The organism is Pseudomonas sp. P1_F7 (assembly GCF_056405655.1).
In genome coordinates this window covers 475,507-501,325 of sequence record NZ_JBFUBR010000005.1, presented here as the reverse complement: position 1 = coordinate 501,325, position 25,819 = coordinate 475,507, and the positions used below count along the sequence as shown (strand labels likewise).

At 60.4% G+C, this 25,819-nt stretch carries 23 protein-coding genes; 3 read left to right on the top strand and 20 right to left on the bottom strand.

Annotated features, from left to right (window positions below; translation table 11 throughout):
- Positions 1-103: 103 nt before the first annotated feature.
- From AC1D1M_RS10695 to AC1D1M_RS10640, 12 genes are all read right to left on the bottom strand, one after another.
- Positions 104-460, bottom strand: coding sequence for a DUF6124 family protein (locus tag AC1D1M_RS10695; RefSeq protein WP_477775605.1), 357 nt, complete (start codon positions 458-460; stop codon positions 104-106).
- Positions 461-821: 361 nt separating this feature from the next.
- A complete protein-coding gene (locus AC1D1M_RS10690; protein WP_477775604.1) occupies positions 822-1,466 on the bottom strand; it encodes a methionine ABC transporter permease in 645 nt (214 codons plus the stop codon).
- Positions 1,456-2,577 carry a methionine ABC transporter ATP-binding protein gene (locus AC1D1M_RS10685; protein ID WP_477775603.1) on the bottom strand — a complete coding sequence of 374 codons (1,122 nt, stop codon included), beginning with the start codon at positions 2,575-2,577 and terminating at the stop codon, positions 1,456-1,458. Before AC1D1M_RS10685 ends, AC1D1M_RS10690 begins: the two co-directional genes overlap by 11 nt.
- Before the next feature lie 2 nt (positions 2,578-2,579).
- Positions 2,580-3,389 (bottom strand): MetQ/NlpA family ABC transporter substrate-binding protein, encoded by an 810-nt coding sequence (locus tag AC1D1M_RS10680; protein ID WP_057712486.1) that lies wholly within the window; start codon positions 3,387-3,389, stop codon positions 2,580-2,582.
- Between the two features lie 129 nt (positions 3,390-3,518).
- A complete protein-coding gene (locus tag AC1D1M_RS10675) occupies positions 3,519-4,877 on the bottom strand; it encodes an LLM class flavin-dependent oxidoreductase (protein ID WP_477775602.1) in 1,359 nt (452 codons plus the stop codon).
- A complete protein-coding gene (locus AC1D1M_RS10670) occupies positions 4,877-6,070 on the bottom strand; it encodes an SfnB family sulfur acquisition oxidoreductase (protein ID WP_477775601.1) in 1,194 nt (397 codons plus the stop codon). The genes AC1D1M_RS10675 and AC1D1M_RS10670 overlap by 1 nt, the downstream gene beginning before the upstream one ends.
- Before the next feature lie 23 nt (positions 6,071-6,093).
- Positions 6,094-7,326 carry an SfnB family sulfur acquisition oxidoreductase gene (locus tag AC1D1M_RS10665; RefSeq protein ID WP_477775600.1) on the bottom strand — a complete coding sequence of 411 codons (1,233 nt, stop codon included), beginning with the start codon at positions 7,324-7,326 and terminating at the stop codon, positions 6,094-6,096.
- A 215-nt stretch (positions 7,327-7,541) separates the two neighbouring features.
- Positions 7,542-8,306 (bottom strand): hypothetical protein, encoded by a 765-nt coding sequence (locus tag AC1D1M_RS10660; protein ID WP_477775599.1) that lies wholly within the window; start codon positions 8,304-8,306, stop codon positions 7,542-7,544.
- Positions 8,307-8,788: 482 nt separating this feature from the next.
- Positions 8,789-9,544, bottom strand: coding sequence for an L-cystine ABC transporter ATP-binding protein TcyN (gene tcyN / locus AC1D1M_RS10655; RefSeq protein ID WP_477775598.1), 756 nt, complete (start codon positions 9,542-9,544; stop codon positions 8,789-8,791).
- Between the two features lie 4 nt (positions 9,545-9,548).
- Positions 9,549-10,214 carry a cystine ABC transporter permease gene (tcyL, locus tag AC1D1M_RS10650; protein WP_477775597.1) on the bottom strand — a complete coding sequence of 222 codons (666 nt, stop codon included), beginning with the start codon at positions 10,212-10,214 and terminating at the stop codon, positions 9,549-9,551.
- Positions 10,214-11,014, bottom strand: coding sequence for a cystine ABC transporter substrate-binding protein (gene tcyJ / locus AC1D1M_RS10645; protein WP_477775596.1), 801 nt, complete (start codon positions 11,012-11,014; stop codon positions 10,214-10,216). Before tcyJ ends, tcyL begins: the two co-directional genes overlap by 1 nt.
- Positions 11,015-11,309: 295 nt before the next feature.
- Positions 11,310-12,302, bottom strand: coding sequence for a D-cysteine desulfhydrase (locus AC1D1M_RS10640; protein WP_477775595.1), 993 nt, complete (start codon positions 12,300-12,302; stop codon positions 11,310-11,312).
- A gap of 190 nt (positions 12,303-12,492) precedes the next feature.
- On the opposite strand from AC1D1M_RS10640, the gene epsC reads away from it, so the two are divergent.
- Both epsC and betT read left to right on the top strand, forming a co-directional pair.
- Entirely contained in the window at positions 12,493-13,419 is a 927-nt protein-coding gene (epsC, locus tag AC1D1M_RS10635; protein WP_477775594.1) for a serine O-acetyltransferase EpsC, read from the top strand.
- 372 nt (positions 13,420-13,791) lie between these two features.
- Positions 13,792-15,747, top strand: a complete 1,956-nt coding sequence (gene betT / locus AC1D1M_RS10630; RefSeq protein WP_223532864.1) for a choline transporter BetT — start codon at positions 13,792-13,794, stop codon at positions 15,745-15,747.
- A gap of 24 nt (positions 15,748-15,771) precedes the next feature.
- Here the strand turns inward: betT and AC1D1M_RS10625 are convergent, their stop codons facing one another.
- Positions 15,772-16,032: a hypothetical protein gene (locus tag AC1D1M_RS10625; RefSeq protein ID WP_477775593.1), complete on the bottom strand. Its 261-nt coding sequence runs from the start codon at positions 16,030-16,032 to the stop codon at positions 15,772-15,774.
- 236 nt (positions 16,033-16,268) lie between these two features.
- Between AC1D1M_RS10625 and mgrA the strand changes: the two genes are divergently transcribed.
- The gene (mgrA, locus tag AC1D1M_RS10620; RefSeq protein ID WP_477775592.1) at positions 16,269-17,306 is read left to right on the top strand and encodes an L-glyceraldehyde 3-phosphate reductase; all 1,038 of its coding nucleotides are present in this window, start codon (positions 16,269-16,271) and stop codon (positions 17,304-17,306) included.
- Positions 17,307-17,398: 92 nt separating this feature from the next.
- Here mgrA and tauD read toward each other — a convergent pair whose 3' ends face one another.
- The 7 genes from tauD to AC1D1M_RS10585 form a co-directional block, all read right to left on the bottom strand.
- Complete coding sequence (tauD, locus tag AC1D1M_RS10615) at positions 17,399-18,241, bottom strand: taurine dioxygenase (protein WP_477775591.1); 843 nt, start codon at positions 18,239-18,241, stop codon at positions 17,399-17,401.
- A 144-nt stretch (positions 18,242-18,385) separates the two neighbouring features.
- Positions 18,386-19,219 (bottom strand): taurine ABC transporter permease TauC, encoded by an 834-nt coding sequence (gene tauC, locus AC1D1M_RS10610; RefSeq protein WP_477775590.1) that lies wholly within the window; start codon positions 19,217-19,219, stop codon positions 18,386-18,388.
- Complete coding sequence (tauB, locus tag AC1D1M_RS10605) at positions 19,216-20,010, bottom strand: taurine ABC transporter ATP-binding subunit (protein ID WP_477775589.1); 795 nt, start codon at positions 20,008-20,010, stop codon at positions 19,216-19,218. The genes tauC and tauB overlap by 4 nt, the downstream gene beginning before the upstream one ends.
- A 15-nt stretch (positions 20,011-20,025) precedes the next feature.
- Positions 20,026-21,003, bottom strand: coding sequence for a taurine ABC transporter substrate-binding protein (tauA, locus tag AC1D1M_RS10600; protein ID WP_477775588.1), 978 nt, complete (start codon positions 21,001-21,003; stop codon positions 20,026-20,028).
- Positions 21,004-21,229: 226 nt separating this feature from the next.
- Entirely contained in the window at positions 21,230-22,813 is a 1,584-nt protein-coding gene (gshA, locus tag AC1D1M_RS10595; protein WP_477775587.1) for a glutamate--cysteine ligase, read from the bottom strand.
- A 232-nt stretch (positions 22,814-23,045) separates the two neighbouring features.
- Positions 23,046-23,429, bottom strand: coding sequence for a PaaI family thioesterase (locus tag AC1D1M_RS10590; RefSeq protein ID WP_007972875.1), 384 nt, complete (start codon positions 23,427-23,429; stop codon positions 23,046-23,048).
- Complete coding sequence (locus AC1D1M_RS10585) at positions 23,429-25,753, bottom strand: Tex family protein (RefSeq protein WP_477775586.1); 2,325 nt, start codon at positions 25,751-25,753, stop codon at positions 23,429-23,431. The genes AC1D1M_RS10590 and AC1D1M_RS10585 overlap by 1 nt, the downstream gene beginning before the upstream one ends.
- Positions 25,754-25,819 lie beyond the last annotated feature (66 nt).

Genomic DNA, 25,819 nt, shown 5'->3' with positions numbered 1-25,819 from the left:
TAAGCGCTTTCGCGCTTTGAAAGATCGCAGCCTGCGGCAGCTCCTACGTGTGAACGCCAAACTCTGTAGGAGCTGCCGAAGGCTGCGATCTTTTGGCCTTGGCTCAGCCCTGCTTCATCCCCAAACACTCAATGGAGTGATCCACCATCGCCTTGGCAATCTCCAGCAAATGCCAGATCGAGTACACCATCGCCCGGTCGGCGCCCTTGAGTTGATCGCCACACTGATACGCCGTGACCGAAGCACAGCGCAGCAGGTCGGCGACATAGAGTTGGGTGTCTTCAAAACTCACGTCCTTGCTGACGTTGTAGAAGCGCATTTCATCGGTTGGTGCGGGTTGCTTGCCGGTGAGGTGGAAATCGATGGCGCGGTAAAGCGCGGAACGATCTCTGAGCAAATCGTCGGTGACGGTTTCGTTGGTGGGATTTTCTGGAGGCGGATCGGGAACGGATTTTTTCATGAGTGTTGCTCCTATTGCTGCATGGGAGCCATCACCTATCGCCCACTAAACGATTGGGTGGCGGCTGTACGCAGGTTAGTAGGCCGGTCAATAGGAAAACCGGTGCACCCGAAGGTGCCCCACGCACAGCCACCATATTCTTCATGCGGCAAAATTTGCCGGACATGAGCATGGAATCGCTATGCGCCTATTGTTCCGGGCTACTAAACCCGATCACTGATGAGCAGTGACGGGCCGAGACTAGCCACCGGATTTGGCAGGCGCAAGCGAGCGAAATGATCTAGGAACGTCCTGCAAAGGAAAGGGAACGGGCCTTCGGAATCGCTGATTTTCCTGTGCGAAATATCGCCGGGATCTTCACTTACCGCTTGTTCAACCCCCGCGCCAACCGATCCCCACCGAGTTGAATCACCGCCACCACCGCGACCAGCAGCACGATAACCGTCAACATGATCTGGCTATCAAAGCGCTGATACCCATACCGATAGGCAATGTCCCCCAACCCACCCGCGCCAATCGCCCCGGCCATGGCCGATGAGTTGATCATGGTGACCAAGGTGATGGTGAACCCGCCAACAATCCCCGGCAGCGCTTCCGGCAACAACACATGCCATACGATGTGCCAGCGCCGGCAGCCCATGGCTTGCGCCGCTTCGATCAGTCCATGATCGACCTCGCGCAAGCTGACCTCGGCAATGCGTGCAAAGAATGGCGTAGCGGCGATGGTCAGTGGCACCACGGCCGCCCACACGCCGTAGGTGGTGCCGACGATCAATCGGGTGAACGGAATCAGCGCCACCATCAGAATCAGAAACGGAATCGAGCGGAACAGGTTCACGAACGCTCCCAGTGGGCGGTTCAGCGCCGGGGCTTCGTAGATGCCGCCCTTGGAGCTGGTGACCAGGATTACCGCCAGCGGAATGCCCGCCAACAGCGCGATCAACGACGACACACCGACCATCAGGAACGTGTCGATGAAACCCTGCAGCAAGCGATCAAACCACATAGCCCAGTACCTCCACCTGTTGCGCCCAATGGCCGGCGCGTTGACGCAATTGTTCGGCACCGAGAGTCGAGCCGGTCACTGCCAGCAGCAGTTGCCCGAGGGCATGGCCCTGAATCCGTTCCACGCCGCCTTGCAGCAATCGCACACGGCCTCCGAGGGCGCTGAACAGTGCCGCCAGGTCCGGTTCGTCGCGTTGACTCCCGGTGAACTGCAAGCGCAGGACCACGGCATCGTCCGAGGACTTTGGCTGTGGCTGCAAACGGCTCTGCAGCTCTTTCGGCAATGCGTGTTGCAACGGCGCCAGCAATGTCTTGCTGACCTCATGCTGCGGATTGCCGAACACTTCCCACACCGGCCCTTGCTCGGCGATGCGCCCGTGTTCCAGGACAACCACGCGATCACAGATCTCACGGATCACCGCCATCTCGTGGGTGATCAGCACAATGGTCAGGCCAAGGCGTTGATTGATCTCGCGCAGCAGGCCGAGGATCGATTGCGTGGTCTCCGGATCGAGTGCCGAGGTGGCTTCGTCGCACAGCAGAATTTCCGGGTCATGCACCAGCGCCCGGGCAATGCCCACGCGCTGTTTCTGCCCGCCGGACAACTGCGCCGGGTAAGCCTTGTGTTTGGCCTGCAAGCCCACCAGCTCCAGCAGTTCACGGACTTTGTGCTCGCGTTGTTCCTTGGGCACACCAGCGACTTTCAGCGGCAGCTCGACGTTCTGCCAAACAGTCTTGGCCGACATCAGATTGAAGTGCTGGAAGATCATGCCGATGCGCCGACGCAGCGCCACCAGGCGGTCTTCGTCGAACTCGCCGATATCCACTTGATCGATCAGCACCCGACCGCTGCTCGGCTGTTCCAGGCGATTGATGGTGCGGATCAGCGACGACTTGCCGGCGCCGCTGCGACCGATGATGCCGAACACTTCGCCGCGCTGGATCGCCAGGTCGATGCCGTGCAACGCGGCCACCGGGCCTTGCTGGCCGTTGTAGGTTTTGCCCAGGCCGATGAAGCGGACGTGGGCATGGTTGAGTTCGGGGTGCAGCTCAGTGCGCTCGGCGCTTTGAGGCTCTGGAGTCTCCAGTCGCCGTTGGATGGCAGCGGTCATGCTCAGCTTTCCCAACCGGCTTGATAGAGCTTGCCGTGAGCTTTATCCAGTGCGGCGCGCACAGCGGGCGAGTGCTGGTAGATGTCGACGAACTTGATCAGGCGCGGGTCGGTTTTGCTCTTTGGCTGGATCACGAACTGAATCACGTATTCCTTGTGATCGAGGCCGTCGAACAGCAGCGCGGAGCCCGCGTCGAAGGTTTTCGACAAGCGAATATAGGCCGGGTAACCCTGCACCAGATCGGCATCGTCATAGGCGCGCACCAGTTGCACGGCTTCGACCTGGAGGATCTTGATGTGCTTCGGGTTGGCGATGATGTCTTCTTCGGTGGCCTTGTAGCCGACGCCGGGCTTGAGGGTGATCAGGCCGGCCTTGGCCAGCAGCTGCAAGCCACGGCCGCTGTTGATCGGATCGTTGGCGATGGCCACGCTGGCGCCTTGCGGCAGTTCGTCGAAGCTTTTGTATTTTTTCGAGTAGAGGCCGACGTTGTTGATGATCCCCGGCGCGAATGGCACCAGGTCGAAACCTGACGCAGCCTTGGCGTTTTCCAGGAACGGGATGTGTTGGAAGTAGTTCACGTCGATGTCGCCGGCGGCGAGGCTGACGTTCGGCGCAATCCAGTCGGTGAACTCCACCAGTTCGACTTTCAGGCCTTGTTTGCCGGCTTCTTCGACCGCCGCTTCCAGAGGAATGGCGAAGGCCGCGGTGGTGCCGATTTTCAGTGGAGCGTCGGCGGCGAATGTCACCGAGCTGAACAGGCCGAGGGCCAGGGCCAGTGCTTTGACTGGGTGAGAGAGGTAGTTCTTTTTCATGATGAGTTATCCAGTCAGTGCATTAAGTTTGTGGTGTCTGTTCGGGCCTCATCGCGAGCAAGCTCGCTCCCACAGGGGTTTTGTGAACACCCGAGATCCACTGTGGGAGCGAGCTTGCTCGCGATGCTTTCAGCGTCGGAAAGTCGAGCCGGTGTGCTGCTGAGGCAAATGCGCCTCCCGCTGAAACAGCTTTTCGCGCAAGGTGCCGCTGTCGTACGCCGTCTTGTACGAGCCCCGCCGTTGTAACTCGGGGATCACCAGTTCGATGAAGTCCTCGTAGCTTTCCGGCGTGACAATCCGCGTCAGGTTGAAGCCATCCAGCCCGGTCTCGGCGATCCAGGATTCCAGTTCATCCGCCACTTGCTGCGGTAAGCCGACCACGGTGATGTAACGCCCGCCGAGGGCGTGTTGTTCCAGCAGTTTGCGTCGGGTCCAGTCGTTGTTTTGCAGGTGTTTGGTGGCGGACTGGATCGCGTTGCTCTTCACATACTGGATCGGCTCGTCGATTTCATATTGGGAAAAATCGATCCCGGTGGACGCCGAGAAGTGCGCAACACCGGCCTCGGCACTGGCGTAGCTCAAGTATTCGGCGTGCTTGGCCCAGGCCAGCTCTTCGGTGGCACCGACGATCACGTTCAGCCCCATGAACACCTTGATGTCCTCGGGGTTGCGCCCGGCTTCGACGGCGCTGGCGCGCACCTTGTCCACCTGTGCCTTGGTCGATGCCTTGGTCTGGCCGCTGATGAACACGCACTCGGCATGTCGCCCGGCGAACAGCAAGCCGCGATCCGAACTGCCGGCCTGGAACAGCACCGGCGTGCGCTGCGGCGAGGGTTCACACAGGTGATAACCCTCGACCTGATAGAACTCGCCCTTGTGCTCGACCTTGTGCACTTTGTCTGGCAGCGCATAGATCCGTTGCTGCGGATCGTTGAGTACCGCGCCGTTTTCCCAACTGCCTTCCAGGAGTTTGTAGAGCACCTCCAGGTACTCGTCGGCCTGGTCATAACGACGGTCATGCTCGACCTGTTCGCTCAGACCCATGGCCTTGGCGGCGCTGTCGAGATAGCCGGTGACGATGTTCCAGCCGACACGCCCACGGCTCAGGTGATCCAGCGTCGACAGGCGTCGGGCGAACAGATACGGAGCTTCGTAGGTGAGGTTGGCGGTCAGGCCGAAACCGAGGTTTTTCGTTACCGCCGCCATGGCCGAGACCAACAGAAGTGGGTCGTTGACCGGTAGCTGGATCGACTCTTTCAGCGGCACGTCCACCGAGTTCTGGTAGACGTCGTAGACCCCGACGATGTCGGCGATGAACAGGCCGTCGAACAATCCACGCTCCAGCAGCTGCGCCAGTTCGGTCCAGTATTCGAGGGTGTTGTACTGGGTCGAGTTATCTCGTGGATGGGTCCACAGACCGTGGTTGATGTGTCCGATGCAATTCATGTTGAACGCGTTGAGCAGGATTTTCTTTTTCGCGGCGGTCATCAGATGGTCCCCCGCAGTGGCGGGTTTTCATCGTTGAGGTAGTAATTGCCGACGGCGTGGTATTTCCAGCGCACCGGGTCGTGCAGGGTATGCACCCGGGCGTTGCGCCAGTGGCGGTCGAGGCCGTGTTCGATCAGGGTCGCCTGGCTGCCGGCCAGTTCGAACAGTGTGCTGCCGGCGGCCAGGGAGATTTCGGTGCTGAGGGCGCGGGCTTCGGCGACGGCAATCGACGCAGCCGCGACGGTCTCGGCATGCGTGTCGGCCTGGGCCTTGTCGAGGTATTCACCGGCACGTTCCAGCAGCGCCTCGGCAGCGTGCAGGCGAATGCTCAGGTGGCCGAAGCTCTTGAGGGTCAGTGGATCGTCCGTGGCTTTTTCATGGGTGGCGTCGATCCACGGCCGGGTTTTGGTGCGCACGAAGTGCAGCGCATCTTCATACGCGGCGCGGGCGATGCCGGTGTCGATGGCGGCATGGAGAATCTGCGCCAGCGGGCCGACCGGGGTCGGGCGCTCGAAAGCGCTTTGAAAGGGGATGACATCTTCAGCAGCAACAAAGACATCTTCGAACACCACCGAACCGCTGCCGGTGGTGCGCTGGCCGAAGCCGCTCCAGTCGTCGATCACACTCAGGCCCTTGCTGTCGCGTGGCACGAACGCCAGTTGCTGCACACCGTTTTCATCCACCACCGAGGTGGGAATGCGCTGGGCGTAGATCGCGCCCGTGGCGTAGAACTTGCGACCATTGATGCGATAGCCGCTGCCATCGCGAGTCAGGCTGGTGACCCGATCGTGTGCGGTTTTGGTGCCGAGTTCAGCCAACGCATTGCCGAAGCGCTGACCGGCCAATACTTCGGCGTACAGGCGTTGCTTCTGCTCGTGGCTGCCGTTCACCCGCAGTACTTCGAGGGCATAGAAATGGTTCTGCGGAATCTGCCCCAGGGAGCCGTCGGCCCGGGCGATCAAGGCGATGACGTTGGCCAGGGTGATGTTGGAAACACCGGCGCCGCCGTATTCCTTTGGCACGCTGATGCCCCACAGGCCCGAGCGGGAAAACACTTCCAGTTCCGGGTGTGGCAAACGGCGCTCGCGGTCGCGTGTGGCGCTGTCGCGCTTGAAGTCTTCGGCAAGGTCGCTGGCGACGATCAAGGCTTGTTCATCGCTGGTGATGACCGCGACGGGGTGAGAACTTGTCATGTGCTTCTCCAGATGTCTGGTCGTCAGATCCAGGAATGGCGATTAGGCAGCGTGCCGTTGAGGCGATAGGCGCCGACCGCGTGATACTTCCAGCGCACCGGGTCGTGCAGGGTGTGCACCCGGGCGTTGCGCCAGTGGCGGTCGAGGTTGAATTCGGCGAGGGTGGCGCGGCTGCCGGCCAGTTCGAACAGTTTTTCGCTGGCCAGCAACGAAATCTCGGTGGTCAGCACTTTGGCTTCGGCCACGGCAATCGAGGCACGGGCGGCGGACTCGGCGGTGAAGGGGGCGGCGCTGACGACATCGAGCACTTGCCCGGCCTTGCGCAGCAGCGCTTCGGCGGCGTGCAGTTCGATTTTCAATCTGCCGATATCGGCGATCACGTACAGGTCATCGCTGGCCCGCTCGACCTTGGCGTCGATCCACGGCCGGGCGCGGGTTTTCACGAAGTCGATGGCGTCATCGATGGCACCTCGGGCGATACCGGCGTCGATGGCCGCTTGAATCAGTTGCGAGACGGCGCCCTGGATGTTCGGCGTGTCGTTGATCCGCCAGTTATCCACCACCAGTTCGGGATCGGCCTGCACGTTGTTGAGCAAAATCGTGCCGCTGGCGGTGGTGCGCTGACCAAAACCGGACCAGTCATCGACGATGCGCAATCCCGGTGTGCCGCGACGGATGAACGCCAACACCTGCTTGCCATCGTCGTTCAACGCTTTGACCGCAACCCAATGGGCGAACAGTGCGCCGGTGGAATAGAACTTCTGGCCGTTGAGGACGCCGTCAGCGGTGATGCGCGCCTTCAGTTCCAGAGTGTTTTTGGTGCCGCGTTCCGGCCCGGCATTACCGATGCGCCAGCCATCAAGGACACTTTTGAACAGCAGATTTTTCTGCGCTTCGGTGGCGCTGCCGAGTATCAGGTTAAGAATGCCGAACTGGTTTTGCGGGATCTGCCCGAGCGCCGGGTCTGCCGCGGAAATGATCGCGAAGACCTCGGCCAGGGTGACGAACGAAACCTGCGGGCCACCGTACTCGCGGGGGATGGAAATGCTGCCCAGGCCACTGCGGGTGAACCGCTCGATTTCCGCCCATGGCAGCTTGCGCTGCCGGTCACGTTTGGCCGCTTGTAGACGGGCGACTTGCGCCAGTTCATGGGCCGCCTTGATGGCTTGAGCATCGTTGCGCAAGACTTGTGCGGGCAACAACAGCGGGGCGATGTCCAGGTCACTCTGGACGATTGCATCTGCCAGACTGGACATCAGTGCCGCTCCTTGGCTGCACGCAATGCCCTGGCGATCTGCACTGGGGTGATTGTGTTCCGGACCATACCTACCTCACATCTTATGGAAGCGCCGCTTGTGGCCGCGCATGAAAACAAGGATGTCCGGTGGTCCGGTGTATATACCCTAAACGTGTACAAATAATTTATAAACTAACTTTTAGGAATATGAATAGAAGATCAAAAACCGTGGTATCACCGTGAGCGGGGCTCGGCAGCCTTGAGGTGTTTTGTCTTGGCAATCTTCAGATAAGGATTGGCGCAACCGATCTTCAGCGTACGGGCTGGTGCCCAGCGGGAGTTGTTGCCCACTCTGTCGAGAATGCAGTACGTCACTTCCAGCCGCAGATCTTCGCCGGCTTCGAGGATGATGGCTGGCGGTATCCAGACCTGGATCGGCTGACCCACATCGGCAGACTTGAGCCGTGGCAGATCCATGCGCACATCGCCCCAGCGCAGGGTGATTTCGTCGTCGACGGCCATGTTCAGGTACGGCTCGATGGTCAAGGGAACTCCGCGTTTGACCTGGCTCGGATTGACCCCCTGACGGCGAATGGCCTCGGGAATGCTCACCGGTGCCAGGCACTGGTTTTCATCGCCGCTCAGCGCGGAGGGTTGGCCACCTGGACAGTCGAGTTTGATCTGCACGTTTCGGCTGGCCGATATCGCCGGGCCCCGACCCACCTGCATGACCCGGTAGTGAATGCGCGACGTACCGTTGGCGACAAAGCTCTCAGGCACCCGTAATTGCACCGGTTGGCCGACATCGCTGGCTGTCAGCACGCGGGAGGCTACGTAGCAGTTGTCCCAGAACAGTTCGATCAGGTCGCCTGCGTCCATGGCGGGGTAGGGCGCCACATCGATCAGCAGGTGCGCCGCGCAAGTGACGTTGATGCCGGTCTTGTTGGATTGCGCCAGGGTCGGGGCCACAAGCCCGGATTTGTTCGAGGTGCTTTTCATGAAGTCTCCTTGAAGTCTTGCAACGAAGTCCGTTTCTGGAATATCAAAAACCAATAATCGAACAGAAAAACCATTCATTACTTTGAGTTGGAATAATGATTGAGTCGTGATGAGTGTCGCTGGCTGGAGACTAGATAAGAGTTGGGGAGATCAGGTGTCAATAAAATTTGTTAGTTGTGGGTCGTGTGCGGTGCTATTCAGAAAGTTCCTACGGCTCCAAGTAAGTAAACCATGCCTGTGTGTCGAATTTATCTGCTGAAAGCGGGTGGATACGGGCAGGTTCTCGCAACTCATAGGTTCCGACTTGAGATGGGCTGTCTGATTGGAATAGCACCGCTTAAATGTTGTGATGCATATATATGTACCGCGAATACGTACAAGCTACGCATCTCGAATAGATAGGTTTAGTTTGATATTAATGGGGTGTATTTCGAGGTTGGTAACTTCCGTCCGTGGAAGATTACCGTTGTTGCGCAGGGTTATTAGTTGTGAGCGTTATTCCGAAACTTGCTCAGAAACTGTTTTGTCCGCTCTTCTTTCGGGTTGGCAAACAATGCCTTCGCTTCGCCTTGCTCGACGATCACGCCCTTGTCGAAAAACACCACACGGTTGGCCACGTCCCGGGCAAAGCCCATTTCGTGGGTGACGATCACCATGGTGCGCTTCTCTTCGGCCAGGCCACGGATGGTCGCCAACACCTCGCCCACCAGTTCCGGGTCGAGGGCCGAGGTCGGCTCATCGAACAGGATCACTTCCGGCTCCATCGCCAGCGCCCGGGCAATCGCCACGCGCTGTTGCTGACCGCCGGAGAGGCGACGCGGGTAAGCATCCTCCTTGCCCGCCAGACCGACCTTGGCCAAGAGCTTTTTGCCCAGGTCAACGGCATCGGCGTGCGGGATCTTCTTCACGATGATCGGGCCTTCGATGACGTTTTCCAGGGCGGTGCGATGGGGGAACAGGTTGAAGTTCTGGAACACGAAACCTACGTGCTGGCGCAAACGCCGCACCAGGCTCTGCTGCTGGTTCAGGGGGCGGCTGGTATCGATTTCGATATCACCGACCTTGATCCGGCCGCTGGTGGGTTCTTCCAGAAAATTCAGGCAACGCAGGAAGGTGGTCTTGCCCGAACCGCTGGGGCCGATGATTGCCACCACCTCGCCTTCCTTGACCTCAAGATCGATGCCATTGAGCACGACTTGACCCTTGAACTGCTTTGTCAGTTTTTCCACGACAATCATTGGGTCAGGACTCCTGGTCGTGCCGATTGACCCGCGCTTCCAACTGGTTCTGCAGGTGCGAAAGCACCGTGGCCAGGATCCAGTAGATCAGTGCGGCGGCAAGATACATGGTGAAGATTTCGAAGGTGCGAGCGGTGATCAACTGTGCCTGACGGAACAGCTCCGGCACCTGGATGGTGGCGGCCAGTGCGGTGTCCTTGACCAGCGAAATGAAGCTGTTGCCCAGCGGCGGCAATGCGGTGCGCATTGCCTGCGGCAGGATGGCCCGGCGCAGGGTCTGCGCGCGGGTCATGCCGATACTGGCAGCCGCTTCCCACTGGCCGCGCTCGATGGAGCTGATCGCGGCACGCAGGATTTCACAGGCGTAGGCGGCCATGTTCAGCGAGAAGCCGATCAAGGCCGCCGGCAGCGGATCAAGTTCCAGACCCAGTTGCGGCAAGCCGTAATAGATCACGAACAGTTGCACCAGCAACGGCGTGCCGCGAAAGAACGACACGTAGATGCGGGCGATCCAGCTCACCAGTTTGAAGCGCGACAGGCGCATCAGCGCCAGGCCGAACCCCATCACCAGGCCGAAGAACATCCCGCCCAGGCTGAGGATCACCGTGTAGTACGCGCCCTTGAGCAGAAAGGGCACGGAGTCCAGTGCGAGTTGAAAAGCTTCTTCCATTATTGAGTGACGTCAGCGTTGAAGTATTTTTCCGAGAGCTTTTTCAGGGTGCCATCGGCGCGCAGTTTGTCGATCGCCTTGTTCACCGCAGCCAGCAGTTCAGGCTCGCCTTTGCGCAGGGCAATGCCGGCTTCCTGACGGGAGAACGCGTCACCGGCGGCGGTGGTGTCCTTGGCTTTCTTGGCGTATTCCAGCGCGGCCAGGCGGTCGATCAGAATGGCGTCGATACGGCCGACACGCAGGTCCTGGAACTTGGTCGGATCATCTTCGTAGGTGCGGATGTCAGCGGTCGGCACATTGGCTTTCACCCACTCTTCGTAGTTGGTGCCCAGGCCTACGCCGACTTTTTTGCCAGACAGGTCAGCGGCGGACTTGATGTTCAGCTCGGCGGCCTTCTTCGTCAGCACCAGCGCCTGAATCCCGGAAACGGTGTAGGGCTCGGAGAAGTCGTACTTCTTCTTACGCTCTTCGGAGATGGTCACCTGGTTGATCACTGCGTCCAGGCGCTTGGATTCCAGGGCGGCGAGGATGCCGTCCCATTTGGTCGGTTGCAGCTTGACCTTCACGCCCAGCTCTTTGGCCAGGGCTTCGGAGAACTCGACTTCGAAGCCGGCCAGTTTGCCGTCGGCGTCGACGAAACTGAACGGTGGGTAGGTGCCTTCCAGGCCGACGTTGATTACGCCTTTGTCCTTGATTTGTTGCAGTTGCTCACCGGCAACCGCCTGGCCAATCAGGCCGGCGCTCAGTGCCAGGCCCAGCGAGCCCACCAGCAGATTGCGACGTAGTGCGGAAAAATTCATGACAAGCCCCTGTGTTTTCTTATGGAAGACGCTTAAGGAAAGTTGGCAAATTCGGGATTCGGACGACTGCGATATCCTGCCCTAATGCAGCTTATGCGTCTCGCTGCAAATTCGCCTGCGGCGTGACTATAAGATGACGCCGTTAGATAGGAAAATAATAAATATACTATTTGTTATTCGCTAATTGAATATGTGTCTCATAGGAAAAGATCGCAGCCTGCGGCAGCTCCTACATGGATTGGCATGCACCTGTAGGAGCTGCCGCAGGCTGCGATCTTTTGATCTTCTGAATCGCTTACAGAAAATCCTTATAGGCAAACAACGCCGGTGCCCCGCCGGTGTGCAGGAAGATAATCGGACCTTCGTCGAAACGCTGACGGCCGATCCCGTCCAGCAAGCCCGCCATGGCCTTGCCAGTGTAGACCGGGTCCAGCAGCAAGCCTTCCTGACCCGCCAGCAACTTCACCGCCGCCAGTGTTCCGGCATTCGGTTCGCCATAACGCGGGGCGAAATACTCATCCCACAACTCGACCTTGAAAGCGTCCGGCAGGCTCACACCCAGCAACTCTGCAGTGCGCTCAGCCAGGTCTTGTACCTTTGGCCGCTGGTCTTCGTCGCTGCGCGAAACCGTCACGCCGATCACTGGCAGATCCGGCAGTGCTTCACTCAAGGCCAGTGCCAGACCGCTGTGGGTACCGGCACTACCCGAGGCCAGGACCACGGCGGCGAACTTCAGGCCGGTGTCCTTGATCTGCTCGGCCAGTTCCAGCCCTGCGCGCACATAGCCCAGAGCGCCCAGGGCATTGGAACCACCGATCGGCACCAGGTACGGCTTCTTGCCGTTGCTGCGCAGTCGGCCGGCCAGGGCTTGCAGTTGCTCGTCGGCGTTGTCGAGGTTTTCCACCAGTTCGACCTTGGCATCGAACAGGTTGAGCAGCAGTCGGTTGCCATTGCCGGTGTAATTGCTGTCGTCAGTGCCGAGGGGGTTTTCCAGAAGGGCTACGCAACCCAGACCCAACTTGGCGGCTATAGCAGCGGTCTGGCGCACGTGGTTCGATTGCAGCGCGCCGGCGGTGATCAAGGTGTCGGCACCCTGGGCCAGCGCATCGGCGGCCAGGTATTCGAGTTTGCGCAGCTTGTTGCCGCCCATCGCCAGCGGCGTCAGGTCATCGCGCTTGACGTACAGGTCGCGACCCAGCCAGGTCGACAGGCGTTCGAGTTTTTCCAAAGCGGTGGGCTGACCGAGCAGGTCGAGGCGGTTAAAGCGGGCGAGCTGTTGTTTGATCATGGGTCCGTACTGGCCGTTGAAGGTCTCAGGACTATAGGCAGGCCCCAAAGCCTGGGCAACCGCCAATCGCTTATAGCCAATCGAACTGAGCACAGCACTATTGGTTCTTAATTTGCCTCGCGGCCCTTGCCGTAAAGTAATCGCCGTCAGTGCGGCCAGACAGTCCGGTCGCCCGTGAGGAGTTTTTACCGTGAGTGAGCGTTCCAGCCATTGGCAATTGCAGACCATCGTCAGCCAGCTGCGCACGGCACGTGAACAGTGGCGTGCACAAAACGGCCGGGCCAGCGGCGAGCAGGGTGGTCGCGAATTGCCTTCCCGCGCAGCCATGGCGGACATTCTCGAGGCCCTGTGCGGTGCGTTGTTCCCGATGCGCCTGGGGCCGGTTGACCTGCGCGAAGAGAGTGAAGACTTCTATGTCGGTCATACCCTGGATGTGGCGCTGAATGCGCTGTTGGCCCAGGCGCGACTCGAATTGCGCTACGCCGCGCGCCACAGTGCCCAGGCCGAGACTGAAGTCGAAGCCAAAACCATCCAGATCATTCAGGACTTCGCCCTCGCTTTGCCTGGGTTGCGCAGCCTGTTGGACACCGATGTACTCGCGGCCTATCACGGTGACCCGGCGGCCCGCAGTGTCGATGAAGTGCTGTTGTGCTACCCGGGGATTCTGGCGGTGATTCATCATCGTCTGGCCCACCATTTGTATCGCGCCGGGTTGCCGCTGCTGGCGCGGATCAGTGCGGAAATCGCCCACTCGGCCACTGGCATCGACATTCACCCCGGCGCGCAGATCGGCCGCAGTTTCTTCATCGACCACGGGACAGGTGTGGTGATTGGCGAGACGGCGATCATCGGCGAGCGCGTGCGGATCTATCAGGCGGTGACCTTGGGCGCCAAGCGCTTCCCGGCGGACGAAGACGGCCAACTGCAGAAAGGCCAGCTGCGGCATCCGATTGTCGAGGATGACGTGGTGATTTATGCCGGGGCGACGATTCTGGGGCGGATCACCATCGGTCAGGGCTCGACCATCGGCGGCAATGTCTGGCTGACCCGCAGCGTGCCGGCGGGCAGCAACCTGACCCAGGCGAATCTGCAGCATGATGATGGGGCGCAGAAGTAGGCCTTTGAATCTCCTTTGACTGGTCTGGCCTCATCGCGAGCAAGCTCGCTCCCACAGTGGATCTCTGGTGGACACAACTGTTGTGACCGGCATTGAACCCTGTGGGAGCGAGCTTGCTCGCGAAGCTTTTAAATCCTGCTTATTTCCTTCCTTGAGCTAGCGTACATCCAGTACCGTCGAGCCCTGCGATTAGTCCTTAGCCCCCTATCCATGTTTAACTTGAACGTTCATTCAAGTTAAACCGGCGGTTCGCTGCCCGCTCACAACAGGAGGCTTGCCTTTGCTGAGTCCGATTTCTACAGCCACGTTTTTCCCCTTCGAGGTGCACCGAACATGAGTGCATCGTCCATCCCTCCAAGCGGTCTGATCCGCATGAATCCGCCGGTGTTCTGGTTCTCGGCGAGTTTCATTCTGTTGTTTGGTGTCGTTGTCATCGCCATGCCCGAGCAGGCCGGTGCCTGGTTGCTGGCGGCGCAAAACTGGGCGGCCAACACGGTCGGCTGGTATTACCTGCTGGCGATGACCCTGTATCTGGTCTTCGTGGTGGTCACCGCCTTGTCCGGCTACGGCAAGATCAAGCTCGGTGCCGACCACGACGAACCCGAGTTCAGTTACCTGTCCTGGGCCGGCATGCTGTTCGCCGCCGGGATCAGCATCACTCTGTTTTTCTTCTGCGTGTCCGAGCCGCTGACCCACATGCTGCAACCGCCCCAAGGCGAGGCCGGTACGGCGGATGCGGCGCGCCAGGCGATGCAGATTCTGTTTCTGCACTGGGGCCTGCATGGCTGGGGCGTGTTCGCCTTTGTCGGCATGGCGCTGGCCTACTTTGCCTACCGGCATAACCTGCCACTGGCCCTGCGTTCGGCGCTGTATCCGCTGATCGGCAAGCGCATCAACGGCCCCATCGGTTACGCGGTGGATGGCTTCGGCATCATCGCCACGGTGTTCGGTCTCGGTGCCGACATGGGCTTCGGCGTGTTGCACCTCAACTCGGGCCTGGACTATCTGTTCGGCATCGCCCACACCCAATGGATTCAGGTCGGCCTGATCACCTTGATGATGGGCGCTGCGATCATCGTGGCCGTATCCGGCGTCGACAAGGGCGTGCGGGTGATGTCCGACATCAACATGCTGCTGGCTTGCGCGCTGCTGCTGTTCGTGTTGTTCGCGGGTCCCACGCAGCACTTGCTCAACACCCTGATCCAGAACCTCGGCGATTACCTCGGTGCTTTGCCGATGAAGAGCTTCGACCTTTACGCCTACGACAAACCCAGCGACTGGCTGGGCGGCTGGACAGTGTTCTACTGGGCTTGGTGGATTGCATGGTCGCCGTTCGTGGGCCTGTTCATCGCACGGATTTCCCGTGGCCGGACTATCCGCGAATTCGTTTTCGGCGTGCTGTTGATTCCGCTCGGCTTCACCCTGGCGTGGATGTCGATCTTCGGTAACAGTGCCATCGATCAAGTGCTCAACCACGGCATGAGCGCGCTCGGCATGTCGGCCATCGACAATCCGTCGATGACGCTCTACCTGCTGCTGGAAACCTACCCGTGGAGCAAAACCGTCATCGCGGTCACGGTGTTCATCAGCTTCGTGTTCTTCGTCACCTCCGCCGACTCCGGCACCGTGGTGCTGTCGACGCTGTCCGCCAAGGGCGGCAACCCTGATGAAGACGGGCCGAAATGGCTGCGGGTGTTCTGGGGCGCGATGACCGCATTGGTGACCAGCGCGCTGCTGTTTTCCGGCAGCATCGATGCGTTGAAGTCGGCGGTGGTCCTGACTTCGCTGCCGTTCTCGTTGATCTTGCTGTTGATGATGTGGGGGCTGCACAAGGCGTTTTATCTGGAGTCGCAAAAGCAGATTGCGCAGATGCATTCCTTGGCACCGGTGTCCGGTTCACGGCGGGGCGGCTGGCGTCAGCGCCTGAGTCAGGCGGTGCATTTCCCGTCGCGGGACGAGGTCTATCGCTTCCTCGATACGACGGTGCGCCCGGCGATTGAAGAAGTGTCTGCGGTGTTCATCGAAAAGGGTTTGCACGTAGCGACACACCCGGACCCGGCCAATGACAGCGTCAGCCTGGAAATCGGCCACGGCGATCAGCATCCGTTCGTTTATCAGGTGCAGATGCGCGGTTACTTCACGCCATCGTTTGCCCGTGGCGGCATGGGTTCCAAGCAGCTCAACAATCGCCGCTATTACCGGGCCGAAGTGCATTTGAGCGAGGGCAGTCAGGACTACGATCTGGTCGGCTACACCAAGGAGCAGATCATCAACGACATCCTCGACCAGTACGAACGGCACATGCAGTTCCTGCATCTGGTGCGTTGATCGCGGGCAGGGCGCCGGGGCTTTTCAGCTCTCGGCGCTCAGCACCATGAACAACACCAGCGCCGCTACCGGAATGCTGAACACCATCGTGCCGATGGCCAGTTCCGTGCTCAACGACTGGCCAGCGTTCACCATGCCGATGGCGCCGTTGATCACCGTCAGCGCCAGCCACAGCACCACGAAACTGTAGGTCAGTGTCTGGCGGCTGAAACCGATTTTCTCTCCGATGAACAGCATCAGGGCGAGCAAGGCCAGGCCGAAGGTGATGATGATCGTGGTGTGCATGGCTTCTTCCATCCTTGCGATAGCTATCGCTTCTTCGTTGCTTTGGCGACTTTGTTCCTGTCGACCCTGATCACGCAAGCCTGTCGCTGTTTTGTTGAATTCTCTGGGCAGATTGAATTTCTGTGAAACGTTTCAGCATTTAGTCGAATCTCAGGTTTTTGGTGTCCGGCCGGGCGTATGCTGGGCGACTGGCGAAGCAGTCGAGACCAGATTCAAGACCGACAAGAGAGGATTCGATGACTTACACCGCTGCCGAAAACCGCTACGACTCCATCCCTTACCGCCGCGTGGGCCGCAGTGGGTTGGTGCTGCCGGCGCTGTCCTTGGGCTTGTGGCACAACTTCGGCGACAGCACGCCGATCGCTACCCAGCGCGCGTTATTGCGCACGGCATTTGACCTGGGCATCAACCACTTCGACCTGGCCAACAACTATGGCCCGCCGTACGGCAGCGCCGAGATCAACTTCGGCCGTTTACTGCGCGAAGACTTCAAGCAGTACCGCGACGAGCTGATCATTTCCAGCAAGGCCGGTTGGGACATGTGGCCCGGCCCTTACGGTCAGGGCGGCGGTTCACGCAAGTACGTGCTGGCCAGTCTCGACCAGAGCCTGCAACGCCTGGGCGTTGACTACGTCGACATCTTCTACTCCCACCGTTTTGATCCGGATACGCCGCTGGAAGAAACCGCCAGTGCACTCGCCACCGCCGTACAACAGGGCAAGGCGTTGTACATCGGCATCTCGTCCTATTCCGGGGTGAAAACCCGCGAAATGGCGGCGCTGCTCAAGGAGTGGAAAGTCCCGCTGCTGATCCACCAACCGGCCTACAACCTGCTCAATCGCTGGGTTGAAAAAGACCTGCTGGACACCACTGACGAACTCGGCACGGGCGTGATTGCCTTCACGCCGCTGGCGCAGGGATTGCTGACCGACAAGTACCTCAATGGCGTGCCGGCGGATGCGCGGGTCAACCGTCCGGGCGGTGGTTCGTTGCAGGCATCGCATTTGTCCGAGGCCAACATTGCCCAGGTGCGGGCACTCAACGAAATCGCCAAACGTCGTGGTCAGAGCCTGGCGCAACTGGCGTTGGCCTGGACCCTGCGCGATCCACGGGTGACCTCGGCGCTGATCGGTGCGAGCCGGCCGGAACAGATCATCGAGAACGTCGGGGCGTTGAAGAACCTGAGCTTCAGTGCGCAGGAACTGGCGGAGATTGACCGGTTTGCCCAGGAGGGTGGGGTCAATCTTTGGGAGAAGCCTTCGACGGCTGAGTAAGTAGTTGGCGCCGGATTATTCGGCGCCTTTCAGATTGCCATCGCGAGAAAGCTCGCGATGAGGCCTGGACAGGCAATGAAGATGTCAGGGGTTCAGCGAAAAAACGGCACATCCCCCAACACCGTCGCCCGATGCATCACCCTCCGCGCCGGCCGGTAGTCATCCACCGCGTAATGCTGGGTCACGCGGTTGTCCCAGAACGCAATGTCGTCCTGCTGCCAGCGCCAGCGAATGGTGAATTCTGGCCGTGTGGCATGGGCAAACAGAAACTTCAGAATCGCTTCGCTCTCGGTTTCCGAGAGTTCGTTGATCTTCGAGGTGAAGCCTTCATTGACGAACAGCGAGCGGCGCCCGCTCACCGGGTGCGTGCGGATCACCGGGTGCGACAGCGGTGGATTCTTGCGTCGTGCTTCTTCCCATTGGGCCAGCGCCTCGGGCGTGTTGCCGTAGCGCTCCAGCGGAAACGAACGGGTGAAGTCATGGGTGGCGGTCAGACCTTCGAGCAAGGTTTTCATCGGCGCCGACAGGGCTTCATACGCGGCAATCCCGCTGGCCCACAACGTGTCGCCGCCAAACTCCGGCAGCAGCTTGGCACTGAGCACCGCGCCCATGGCCGGGGTCGGCAGGAAGGTGACGTCGGTGTGCCAGATTGCGTTATCGCGTACGTCGGTGACGGCGGTGTCGAGGATCAGTACTTCCGGTTGTTCCGGCACGTTGGGGTAGATCGGGTGAATGTGCAGGTCGCCGAAATTCGCGGCGAATCGCGCCTGTTGCTGTGGCGTGATCGGCTGGTCGCGAAAGAACAGCACTTGATGCTTGAGCAGGGCCTGTTCGATAGCGTCGCGTTGTTCCGCACTCAGCGGCTGGCTGATGTCGGCGCCACCGATTTGCGCGCCGAGGGCGGAGCTTAGGGGGACGATGGTCAAGTCACTCATGGTGATTCTCTTGAAATTCGGGGGTGTTGATTACTGTGGGAGCGAGCTTGCTCGCGATAGCGATATGTCAGTCACATCAGTGCTGTCTGACACTCTGCAATCGCGAGCAAGCTCGCTCCCACAGGGTTACTCACAGGGCAGTTATCAGTGGGCCTGACCATGCCACGGCACCAGTTTGCGTTGCAGGGCGCGCAGGCCTAACTCCATCGCGAAGGCGATCAGCGCGATCACCAGAATCCCCAGTACCACCACATCGGTAACCAGGAACTGCGCGGCGGACTGCACCATAAAGCCAAGACCGCTGGTGGCGGCAATCAATTCGGCGGCGACCAGGGTCGACCAGCCCACACCGAGGCCAATGCGCACACCGGTCAGAATATCCGGCAAGGCACTCGGCAAAATCACGTGGCGAATCAACTGTGCGCGAGTGGCACCCAACGACTGCGCGGCGCGTAATTTGGCCGGATCGACCGTGCGCACGCCGGTGGCGGTGGCGATGGCAATCGGGGCGAAGATCGCCAGGTAAATCAGCAGCACTTTCGACAATTCACCGATGCCGCACCAGATCACGATCAGGGGCAGATAAGCCAGCGGCGGAATCGGCCGGTAGAACTCGATCAGCGGATCGAGCACACCACGGGCAATACGGTTGGCGCCGATGGCGATGCCCACCGGCACGGCGGTGAGAATCGCGAAACCGAGGCCCAGGCCAATGCGGCTCAGGCTCGCGCCGAGGTGCTGCCACAGGGTTGAGTCCATGTAACCCGAGGTCGCCAGCAGCCAGCCTTTTTGCAGCACGGCGGAAGGCGGCGGCAGGAACAGCGGCTCGATCAAGCCGCTCGCCGTCACGGCCCACCAAATAGCAATGAGAACAACCAGCGTCAGCACACTGATCCAGCGAGTGCTCAAACGGCGACTTGCCGGAATCACGGCTGAGCCTGGCTTTATCGCTGCGACGGGAATTTCGTAACTGCTCATGCGCGCTCCTGCCGCTGGGCGGCGCTGCGTTGGGAGAACACTTTGGCGAGTACGTGTTCGCGGGTTTCGATAAAACGCGGGTCGGATTTGATCGAGCGTGCCGACTCACCGGCGGCATAACGCGGACCGAAATCGAGGCTCAGGTGCTCGACGATTTGCCCCGGGTTCGGCGCCAACAGAATCAGGTCGGTGGCGAGGAACACCGCTTCTTCGATGTCGTGGGTAATCAGGAACACCGGTTTGGCGGTGCGTTGCCAGACTTGCAGCAACAGCTCCTGCATCTGCTCGCGGGTGAAGGCGTCGAGGGCACCGAAAGGTTCATCCATCAGCAACACGCGCGGGTCGGCGGCGAGGGCGCGGGCCAGGCCGACACGCTGCTTCTGGCCACCGGAAAGCTGCCAGATGCGGCGCTGTTCAAAACCGGAAAGATCGACCAGAGCGAGCATTTCCCGGGCGCGGGCCTCGCGTTTGTCCCTAGCGATGCCGGCCAGCTCCAGGCCGAAGCCGACGTTGGCCAGCACGTCTTGCCACGGCAGCAGCGCGTCGTCCTGGAACACTACGCCGCGCTCGGCACTCGGGCCTTTGACCGGCACGCCGTCGAGGGTGATACGCCCGGCGCTAGGCTCGACGAAACCGGCAATCAGGTTCAACAGCGAAGTTTTGCCACTGCCGGACGGGCCTAGGGCGACCAGCAATTGCCGGGGCCCGAGGCTCAGGGAGATATCCGCCAACACCGGTTCCGGGTTGCCGGGGTACTGTGCGCTGATGCGCTCCAGCTGTAGCAAGGCCATCGCATTGACTCCCGATCAGTTGGTGATGAACTTGGCGCTGACGTACGGCGCGTAGTCCGGCAGCACGGCCTCGACCTTGCCTTGTTCCTTGAGGAACGCCGCGGTGTCGGTGATGGCTTTGGTAGTCGGCGCGCCGAGGGTAATCACCTGGTCAGCCGCCAGTGGATAGACGTTGCCTTGCAGCAGCAGAGGAATATCGCTGGCCTTGGCACCGGAGAGCTTCACCAGTTTGTCGACGTTGCCCTGGTTGGCGAGCCAGGCTTGTGGGTCTTTGCGGTAATCGGCGTAGGCGTCCAGGGTCACTTTGGCGAACGCGGTGACGATTTCCGGGTGCTTCTCGGCGAAATCCTTGCGCACGATCCAGGCGTCGAAGGTCGGTGCGCCGAACTTGGCCAGTTCGCCTGAGGTGATCAGTACCTTGCCGTTTTCCTTGGCGACACCGAGGGCCGGGTCCCACACGTAAGTGGCGTCGATGTCACCGCGTTTCCAGGCGGCAATAATCGCGGGTGGCGCCAGGTTGAGGACGGTGACTTTCGACGGGTCGATGTTCCAGTGCTTCAGCGCGGCGAGCAGGCTGTAGTGGCCGGTGGATACAAACGGCACGGCGATCTTCTTGCCGATCAGGTCTTGCGGGGTCTTGATCCCGGAACCGTCGCGGGCGACCAAGGCTTCGGCGGCGCCGATCTGGGTGGCGATGAGGAAGGTTTCCACCGGAACCTTACGGGTAATGGCAGCGGTCAACGGGCTGGAGCCGAGGTAGCCGATCTGCACATCGCCGGAGGCAATGGCAGCGATGATATCGGCACCATTGTCGAATTTGCGCCAGCTGATATCGGCCTTGGTGGCCTTTTCGTAAGCGCCGTCAGCCTGGGCGACTTTCGCCGGGTCAACGGTGGTCTGGTAGGCGACGGTGAAGTCGGCCGCCTGGGCAAAAAAACTCGCGGTAGCCAAGGAAGCGGCCGCCAGCAAGCGTAGAGGGAAAGTCAGTTTCATCAGAAAGCTCCTTGTCAGGCGACCGAGAGTCGGCGTGAGAAAGAGACTAAATGATCTAAAAATTCTAAAATAAATAACTTTTTAGAATTAGCTTATGAGGGGAAAACCCGGTGAGTCATTGTGAATGGGCTGGAAACAAAAAGATCGCAGCCTTTGGCAGCTCCTACAGGAAACGCATTCCAATGTAGGAGCTGCCGAAGGCTGCGATCTTTCTTACAGGCGCCGGTTAGTTACTGATCGCCAAAATGCTCGCTTGGTACGCCCCGACAAACACATCGAAATCACCGACTTCGTTCTGCTCCAGCTCAGCCTGCTGAGCCAGCGATGAACGCGCCCGCTCTTCAAATTTCGCCTGCTCCTCAGCTGCCAAAGGCTCGCTGCGGAAGAACTCGGCATGGGCCTGACTCTGGCGCAATGAGAACTGGGCGAAGCTTTCCTTGTGCTCGGCCATCGCCGCCAATACCTGGGCCGACGGCGTCAGGGACGGGTCCTGGACCTTGGCCATCTGGGCGTCCAGCGCCTTGCTGTGGGCATCGCCGCCATGGCTCTGGTCGAGCATCGCCGCCAGAGGAGCGATTTTTTCCAGCAGCTCGCCGGCCCATCCCTTCAGGTCAACCGGCTGGCCATCCCGCTGCAGTTGCAGGCCCGGACGACGACCTTCCTTGACCACGCTGAGGAAGTTCGAGGTCGCATTGCCGCAACTGGTATTGGTCAGAAGCGGGCTGTCGTTGAGCGCGCAGTACAGCAGGAACGCATCGAGGAAGCGCGACTCCGTGAGGTCGATACCCATCGGCAGGAACGGGTTGATGTCCAGGCAACGCACTTCGACGTACTGGATGCCCCGGGCCACCAGTGCCTGGATAGGGCGTTCACCGGTGTAGGTCACGCGTTTCGGGCGGATGTTGGAGTAGTACTCGTTTTCGATCTGCAGGATGTTGGTGTTGAGCTGTACCCACTCGCCATCCTGGTGGGTGCCGACTTCGACGTACGGCGGATACGGCGTGGCCACCGCTTTGCGCAGGCTGTCGGTGTAGCTGTTCAGATCGTTGTAGCACGGCGTCAGGCCGGCCTGGGCGTTGCTCTGGTAACCCAGGTCGCTCATGCGCAGGCTGGTGGCGTACGGCAGGTACAAGGTCTGCGGGTCCAGTTGTTCCAACTGGTGCGAACGACCGCGCAGGAAGCCTGCGTCCAGTGCGGGTGAAGCACCGAACAGGTACATCAGCAGCCAGCTGTAGCGGCGGAAGTTGCGGATCAGCGCGATGTAGGACGACGACTGGAAATCGCGGTCGGTACCGACAAAACCCTCGGCCTGCTTGAGCAGCGGCCAGAGTTTTTCCGGCAGGGAAAAGTTGTAGTGGATGCCGGCAATGCACTGCATGGTCTTGCCATAACGCAGGGCCAGGCCCTTGCGGTACACATACTTGAGCTGCCCGATGTTGGACGTGCCGTAGTAGGCGATCGGGATATCTTCCTCGGCCGGCAACGGGCACGGCATCGATGGGCTCCACAGGTACTCGTTGCCGAGCTTGCTGTAGGCAAAGCGGTGAATGCTGTCCAGGCTCGCCAGCGTATCGGCAGGATCGGGCAGGGCCGGGGTGATGAACTCCAGCAGCGACTCGGAATAGTCGGTGGTGATCTGTTCATTGGTCAGCGCGGAACCCAATTCTTCCGGGTGCGGCGTTTGCGCCAGGCGACCTTCATCGGTCACGCGCAGGCATTCACGTTCGATGCCGTGAAGGCACTGTTCGAGCAGAGAGAGGTTAGCGCGCTCGCCGAGCAGAGCCAGGCGGCGGTTGAGAAGTTCGCTCAAGTTGGATTCCTTCACGCGTCAGTCGCCCCAATATGGGGGTGGGCAAGACGGTCTACAAGGGTGAAGTTAAAACTGGCGTTTTCGCCTGGTTTTGTAGGAGCGAGCTTGCTCGCGATGGAGGTTAACGATAACGAGGGGTGCCTGAGTGAAAACGGCGCCCTGACGTTCATCGCGAGCAAGCTCACTCCTACAGGTCATAACGCCGAAATTAACTCAAATCGATGACATCTAGCTACAGGACAGCGAACGTGCCTTGTGCTTTTGCGACCAGTTTGTCGCCCTGCATCACATCGGCTTCGACCACCAGTGTGCGGCGACCCGGGTGGATCACCCGCGCCGTGCACATCACCTCGCCGTCTGAGACGGCGCGGATGTAGTTGATCTTGCACTCGATGGTCGCGCTCTGCTGGTCAAAGCCGTGGGTGCTGGAACAGGCCAGCCCCATGGCAATGTCCACCAGGCTGAACAAGGCCCCGCCATGCAGCTTGCCACCGCGGTTGCGCAGTTCCGGTTCCAGCGCCAGGGCGACTTGCGCCACCCCGGTTTCCAGACTGTGCAAGCGGCAGCCCAGCAGCTTGAAAAACGCGCTTTCGGTCAGCCCGGCAGGGATGTCCATCAGCGCTTCTTCAACTGCTTGGCATTGGCGAACAGCGAAGCCATGGCGTTGTTGCTCGGGGCCGCTGCCGTGGTTTCCTTGCGTGGTGCGGTGTTCTGGGACTGGCGTGGCGCCGCCCCCGGACGCGCGCCGCGAGCGCCGTCGATTTTCTCGCCCGGGGTGTCGCTCATGCGCATCGACAGGCCAACGCGTTTGCGCGGGATGTCGACTTCCATGACCTTCACTTTCACCACGTCACCGGCCTTCACCGCTTCCCGTGGATCCTTGATGAACTTCTCCGAAAGCGCGGAGATGTGCACCAAACCGTCCTGATGCACGCCGATATCGACAAAGGCACCGAAGTTGGTCACGTTGGTCACCACACCTTCGAGGATCATGCCCAGTTGCAGGTCCTTGAGGTCTTCGACGCCTTCCTGGAACTCGGCGGTCTTGAACTCGGGACGCGGGTCGCGACCGGGCTTTTCCAGTTCCTGGAGGATGTCGGTCACGGTCGGGAGGCCGAAGGTTTCATCGGTGTACTTCTTCGGATCGAGACGCTTGAGGAACGTGGCATCGCCAATCAGCGAGCGGATGTCACGGTCGGTTTCAGCGGCGATGCGCTGAACCAGCGGATAGGCTTCCGGGTGAACGGCCGACGAGTCCAGCGGGTTTTCGCCGTTCATGACGCGCAGGAATCCGGCGGCCTGTTCGAAGGTTTTTTCACCCAGGCGCGCGACTTTCTTCAAGGCTGCTCGGGTTTTGAACGCTCCGTGCTCGTCGCGATGGCTGACGATGTTCTGCGCCAGGGTCGCGTTGAGGCCGGAGATGCGTGCCAGCAGCGCCACGGATGCCGTGTTCACGTCAACGCCGACGGCGTTCACGCAGTCCTCGACCACCGCATCCAGGCCACGGGCCAGTTTCAGCTGCGACACGTCGTGCTGGTACTGGCCGACACCGATGGATTTCGGATCGATCTTCACCAGCTCAGCCAATGGGTCTTGCAGGCGACGGGCAATCGACACGGCGCCACGGATCGACACGTCGAGGTCCGGGAATTCCTTGGAAGCCAGTTCCGATGCCGAGTAAACCGATGCGCCGGCCTCGGAAACCATGACCTTGGTCATTTTCATCGCTGGATATTTTTTGATCAGCTCGGCGGCGAGCTTGTCGGTCTCGCGGCTGGCGGTGCCGTTGCCGATGGCAATCAGGTCCACCGAGTGCTTGGCGCACAGGGCGGCGAGCACGGCGAGGGTCTGGTCCCACTTGTTGTGCGGCACGTGCGGGTAAACCGTGGCGTGATCCAGCAGCTTGCCGGTGGAATCGACCACGGCCACCTTGCAACCGGTGCGCAGGCCCGGGTCGAGGCCCAGAGTGGCGCGCGGGCCGGCCGGGGCCGACAGCAGCAGGTCGTGCAGGTTGTGGGCGAACACGTTGATCGCTTCGGTTTCCGCGCCATCGCGCAGCTCGCCCAGCAGATCAGTTTCCAGATGGGTATAGAGCTTGACCTTCCAGGTCCAGCGCACCACCTCGCCCAGCCATTTGTCGGCGGCGCGATTCTGGTTCTGGATGCCGAATTGCTGGCCGATCATGCCTTCGCACGGATGCATGCTGCCCGGCAGTTCGTCGCCAACTTTCAGCGCGGAGCTGAGGATGCCTTCGTTACGGCCACGGAAAATCGCCAGCGCGCGGTGCGACGGCATGCTTTTGAGCGGTTCGTCGTGTTCGAAGTAATCGCGGAACTTGGCGCCTTCCTCTTCCTTGCCGGCGATCACGCGGGCACTGAGGGTGGCTTCCTGCTTGAGGTAGTTGCGCAGCTTGTCCAGCAGGCCGGCGTCTTCGGCGAAGCGTTCCATCAGGATGTACTTGGCGCCTTCGAGGGCAGCCTTCACATCGGCCACGCCTTTTTCCGCGTCGATGAAGCGTGCGGCTTCGGCTTCCGGGCTCAGGGACGGGTCGTTGAACAGGCCGTCGGCCAGCTCGCCGAGGCCGGCTTCCAGGGCGATTTGGCCCTTGGTGCGGCGCTTCTGCTTGTACGGCAGGTACAAGTCTTCGAGACGGGTCTTGGTGTCGGCGAGCTTGATGTCGCGTTCCAGTTGCGGGGTCAGCTTGCCCTGCTCCTGGATGCTGGCAAGGATGCTGATACGCCGTTCGTCGAGTTCTCGCAGGTAGCGCAGGCGCTCTTCCAGATGACGCAATTGCGTATCGTCGAGGCTGCCTGTCACTTCTTTCCGGTAACGGGCGATGAAGGGAACGGTAGAGCCTTCATCGAGTAGCGCGACGGCCGCTTCGACCTGTTGTGGGCGTACACCGAGTTCCTCGGCGATGCGGCTGTTGATGCTGTCCATAAAACCACCTGACAAATTGTGAAAGCAGGCTCGCAGGCGCAGAGATAGGGCCTGGGCGAGTCTGGT

Coding starts and splice junctions, on each gene's coding strand:
- mgrA (WP_477775592.1), top strand. CDS start 16,269: ATGACTTACACCGCTGCCGAAAACCGCTACGACTCCATCCCTTACCGC.
- tauA (WP_477775588.1), bottom strand. CDS start 21,003: ATGAAACTGACTTTCCCTCTACGCTTGCTGGCGGCCGCTTCCTTGGCT.
- AC1D1M_RS10625 (WP_477775593.1), bottom strand. CDS start 16,032: ATGCACACCACGATCATCATCACCTTCGGCCTGGCCTTGCTCGCCCTG.
- tauD (WP_477775591.1), bottom strand. CDS start 18,241: ATGAGTGACTTGACCATCGTCCCCCTAAGCTCCGCCCTCGGCGCGCAA.
- AC1D1M_RS10675 (WP_477775602.1), bottom strand. CDS start 4,877: ATGACCGCCGCGAAAAAGAAAATCCTGCTCAACGCGTTCAACATGAAT.
- AC1D1M_RS10665 (WP_477775600.1), bottom strand. CDS start 7,326: ATGTCCAGTCTGGCAGATGCAATCGTCCAGAGTGACCTGGACATCGCC.
- AC1D1M_RS10670 (WP_477775601.1), bottom strand. CDS start 6,070: ATGACAAGTTCTCACCCCGTCGCGGTCATCACCAGCGATGAACAAGCC.
- AC1D1M_RS10685 (WP_477775603.1), bottom strand. CDS start 2,577: ATGACCGCTGCCATCCAACGGCGACTGGAGACTCCAGAGCCTCAAAGC.
- AC1D1M_RS10660 (WP_477775599.1), bottom strand. CDS start 8,306: ATGAAAAGCACCTCGAACAAATCCGGGCTTGTGGCCCCGACCCTGGCG.
- tauC (WP_477775590.1), bottom strand. CDS start 19,219: ATGAGCAGTTACGAAATTCCCGTCGCAGCGATAAAGCCAGGCTCAGCC.
- tcyJ (WP_477775596.1), bottom strand. CDS start 11,014: ATGAATTTTTCCGCACTACGTCGCAATCTGCTGGTGGGCTCGCTGGGC.
- betT (WP_223532864.1), top strand. CDS start 13,792: ATGAATCCGCCGGTGTTCTGGTTCTCGGCGAGTTTCATTCTGTTGTTT.
- AC1D1M_RS10640 (WP_477775595.1), bottom strand. CDS start 12,302: ATGATCAAACAACAGCTCGCCCGCTTTAACCGCCTCGACCTGCTCGGT.
- AC1D1M_RS10690 (WP_477775604.1), bottom strand. CDS start 1,466: ATGTGGTTTGATCGCTTGCTGCAGGGTTTCATCGACACGTTCCTGATG.
- tcyL (WP_477775597.1), bottom strand. CDS start 10,214: ATGGAAGAAGCTTTTCAACTCGCACTGGACTCCGTGCCCTTTCTGCTC.
- tauB (WP_477775589.1), bottom strand. CDS start 20,010: ATGGCCTTGCTACAGCTGGAGCGCATCAGCGCACAGTACCCCGGCAAC.
- AC1D1M_RS10585 (WP_477775586.1), bottom strand. CDS start 25,753: ATGGACAGCATCAACAGCCGCATCGCCGAGGAACTCGGTGTACGCCCA.
- AC1D1M_RS10680 (WP_057712486.1), bottom strand. CDS start 3,389: ATGAAAAAGAACTACCTCTCTCACCCAGTCAAAGCACTGGCCCTGGCC.
- AC1D1M_RS10695 (WP_477775605.1), bottom strand. CDS start 460: ATGAAAAAATCCGTTCCCGATCCGCCTCCAGAAAATCCCACCAACGAA.
- AC1D1M_RS10590 (WP_007972875.1), bottom strand. CDS start 23,429: ATGGACATCCCTGCCGGGCTGACCGAAAGCGCGTTTTTCAAGCTGCTG.
- tcyN (WP_477775598.1), bottom strand. CDS start 9,544: ATGATTGTCGTGGAAAAACTGACAAAGCAGTTCAAGGGTCAAGTCGTG.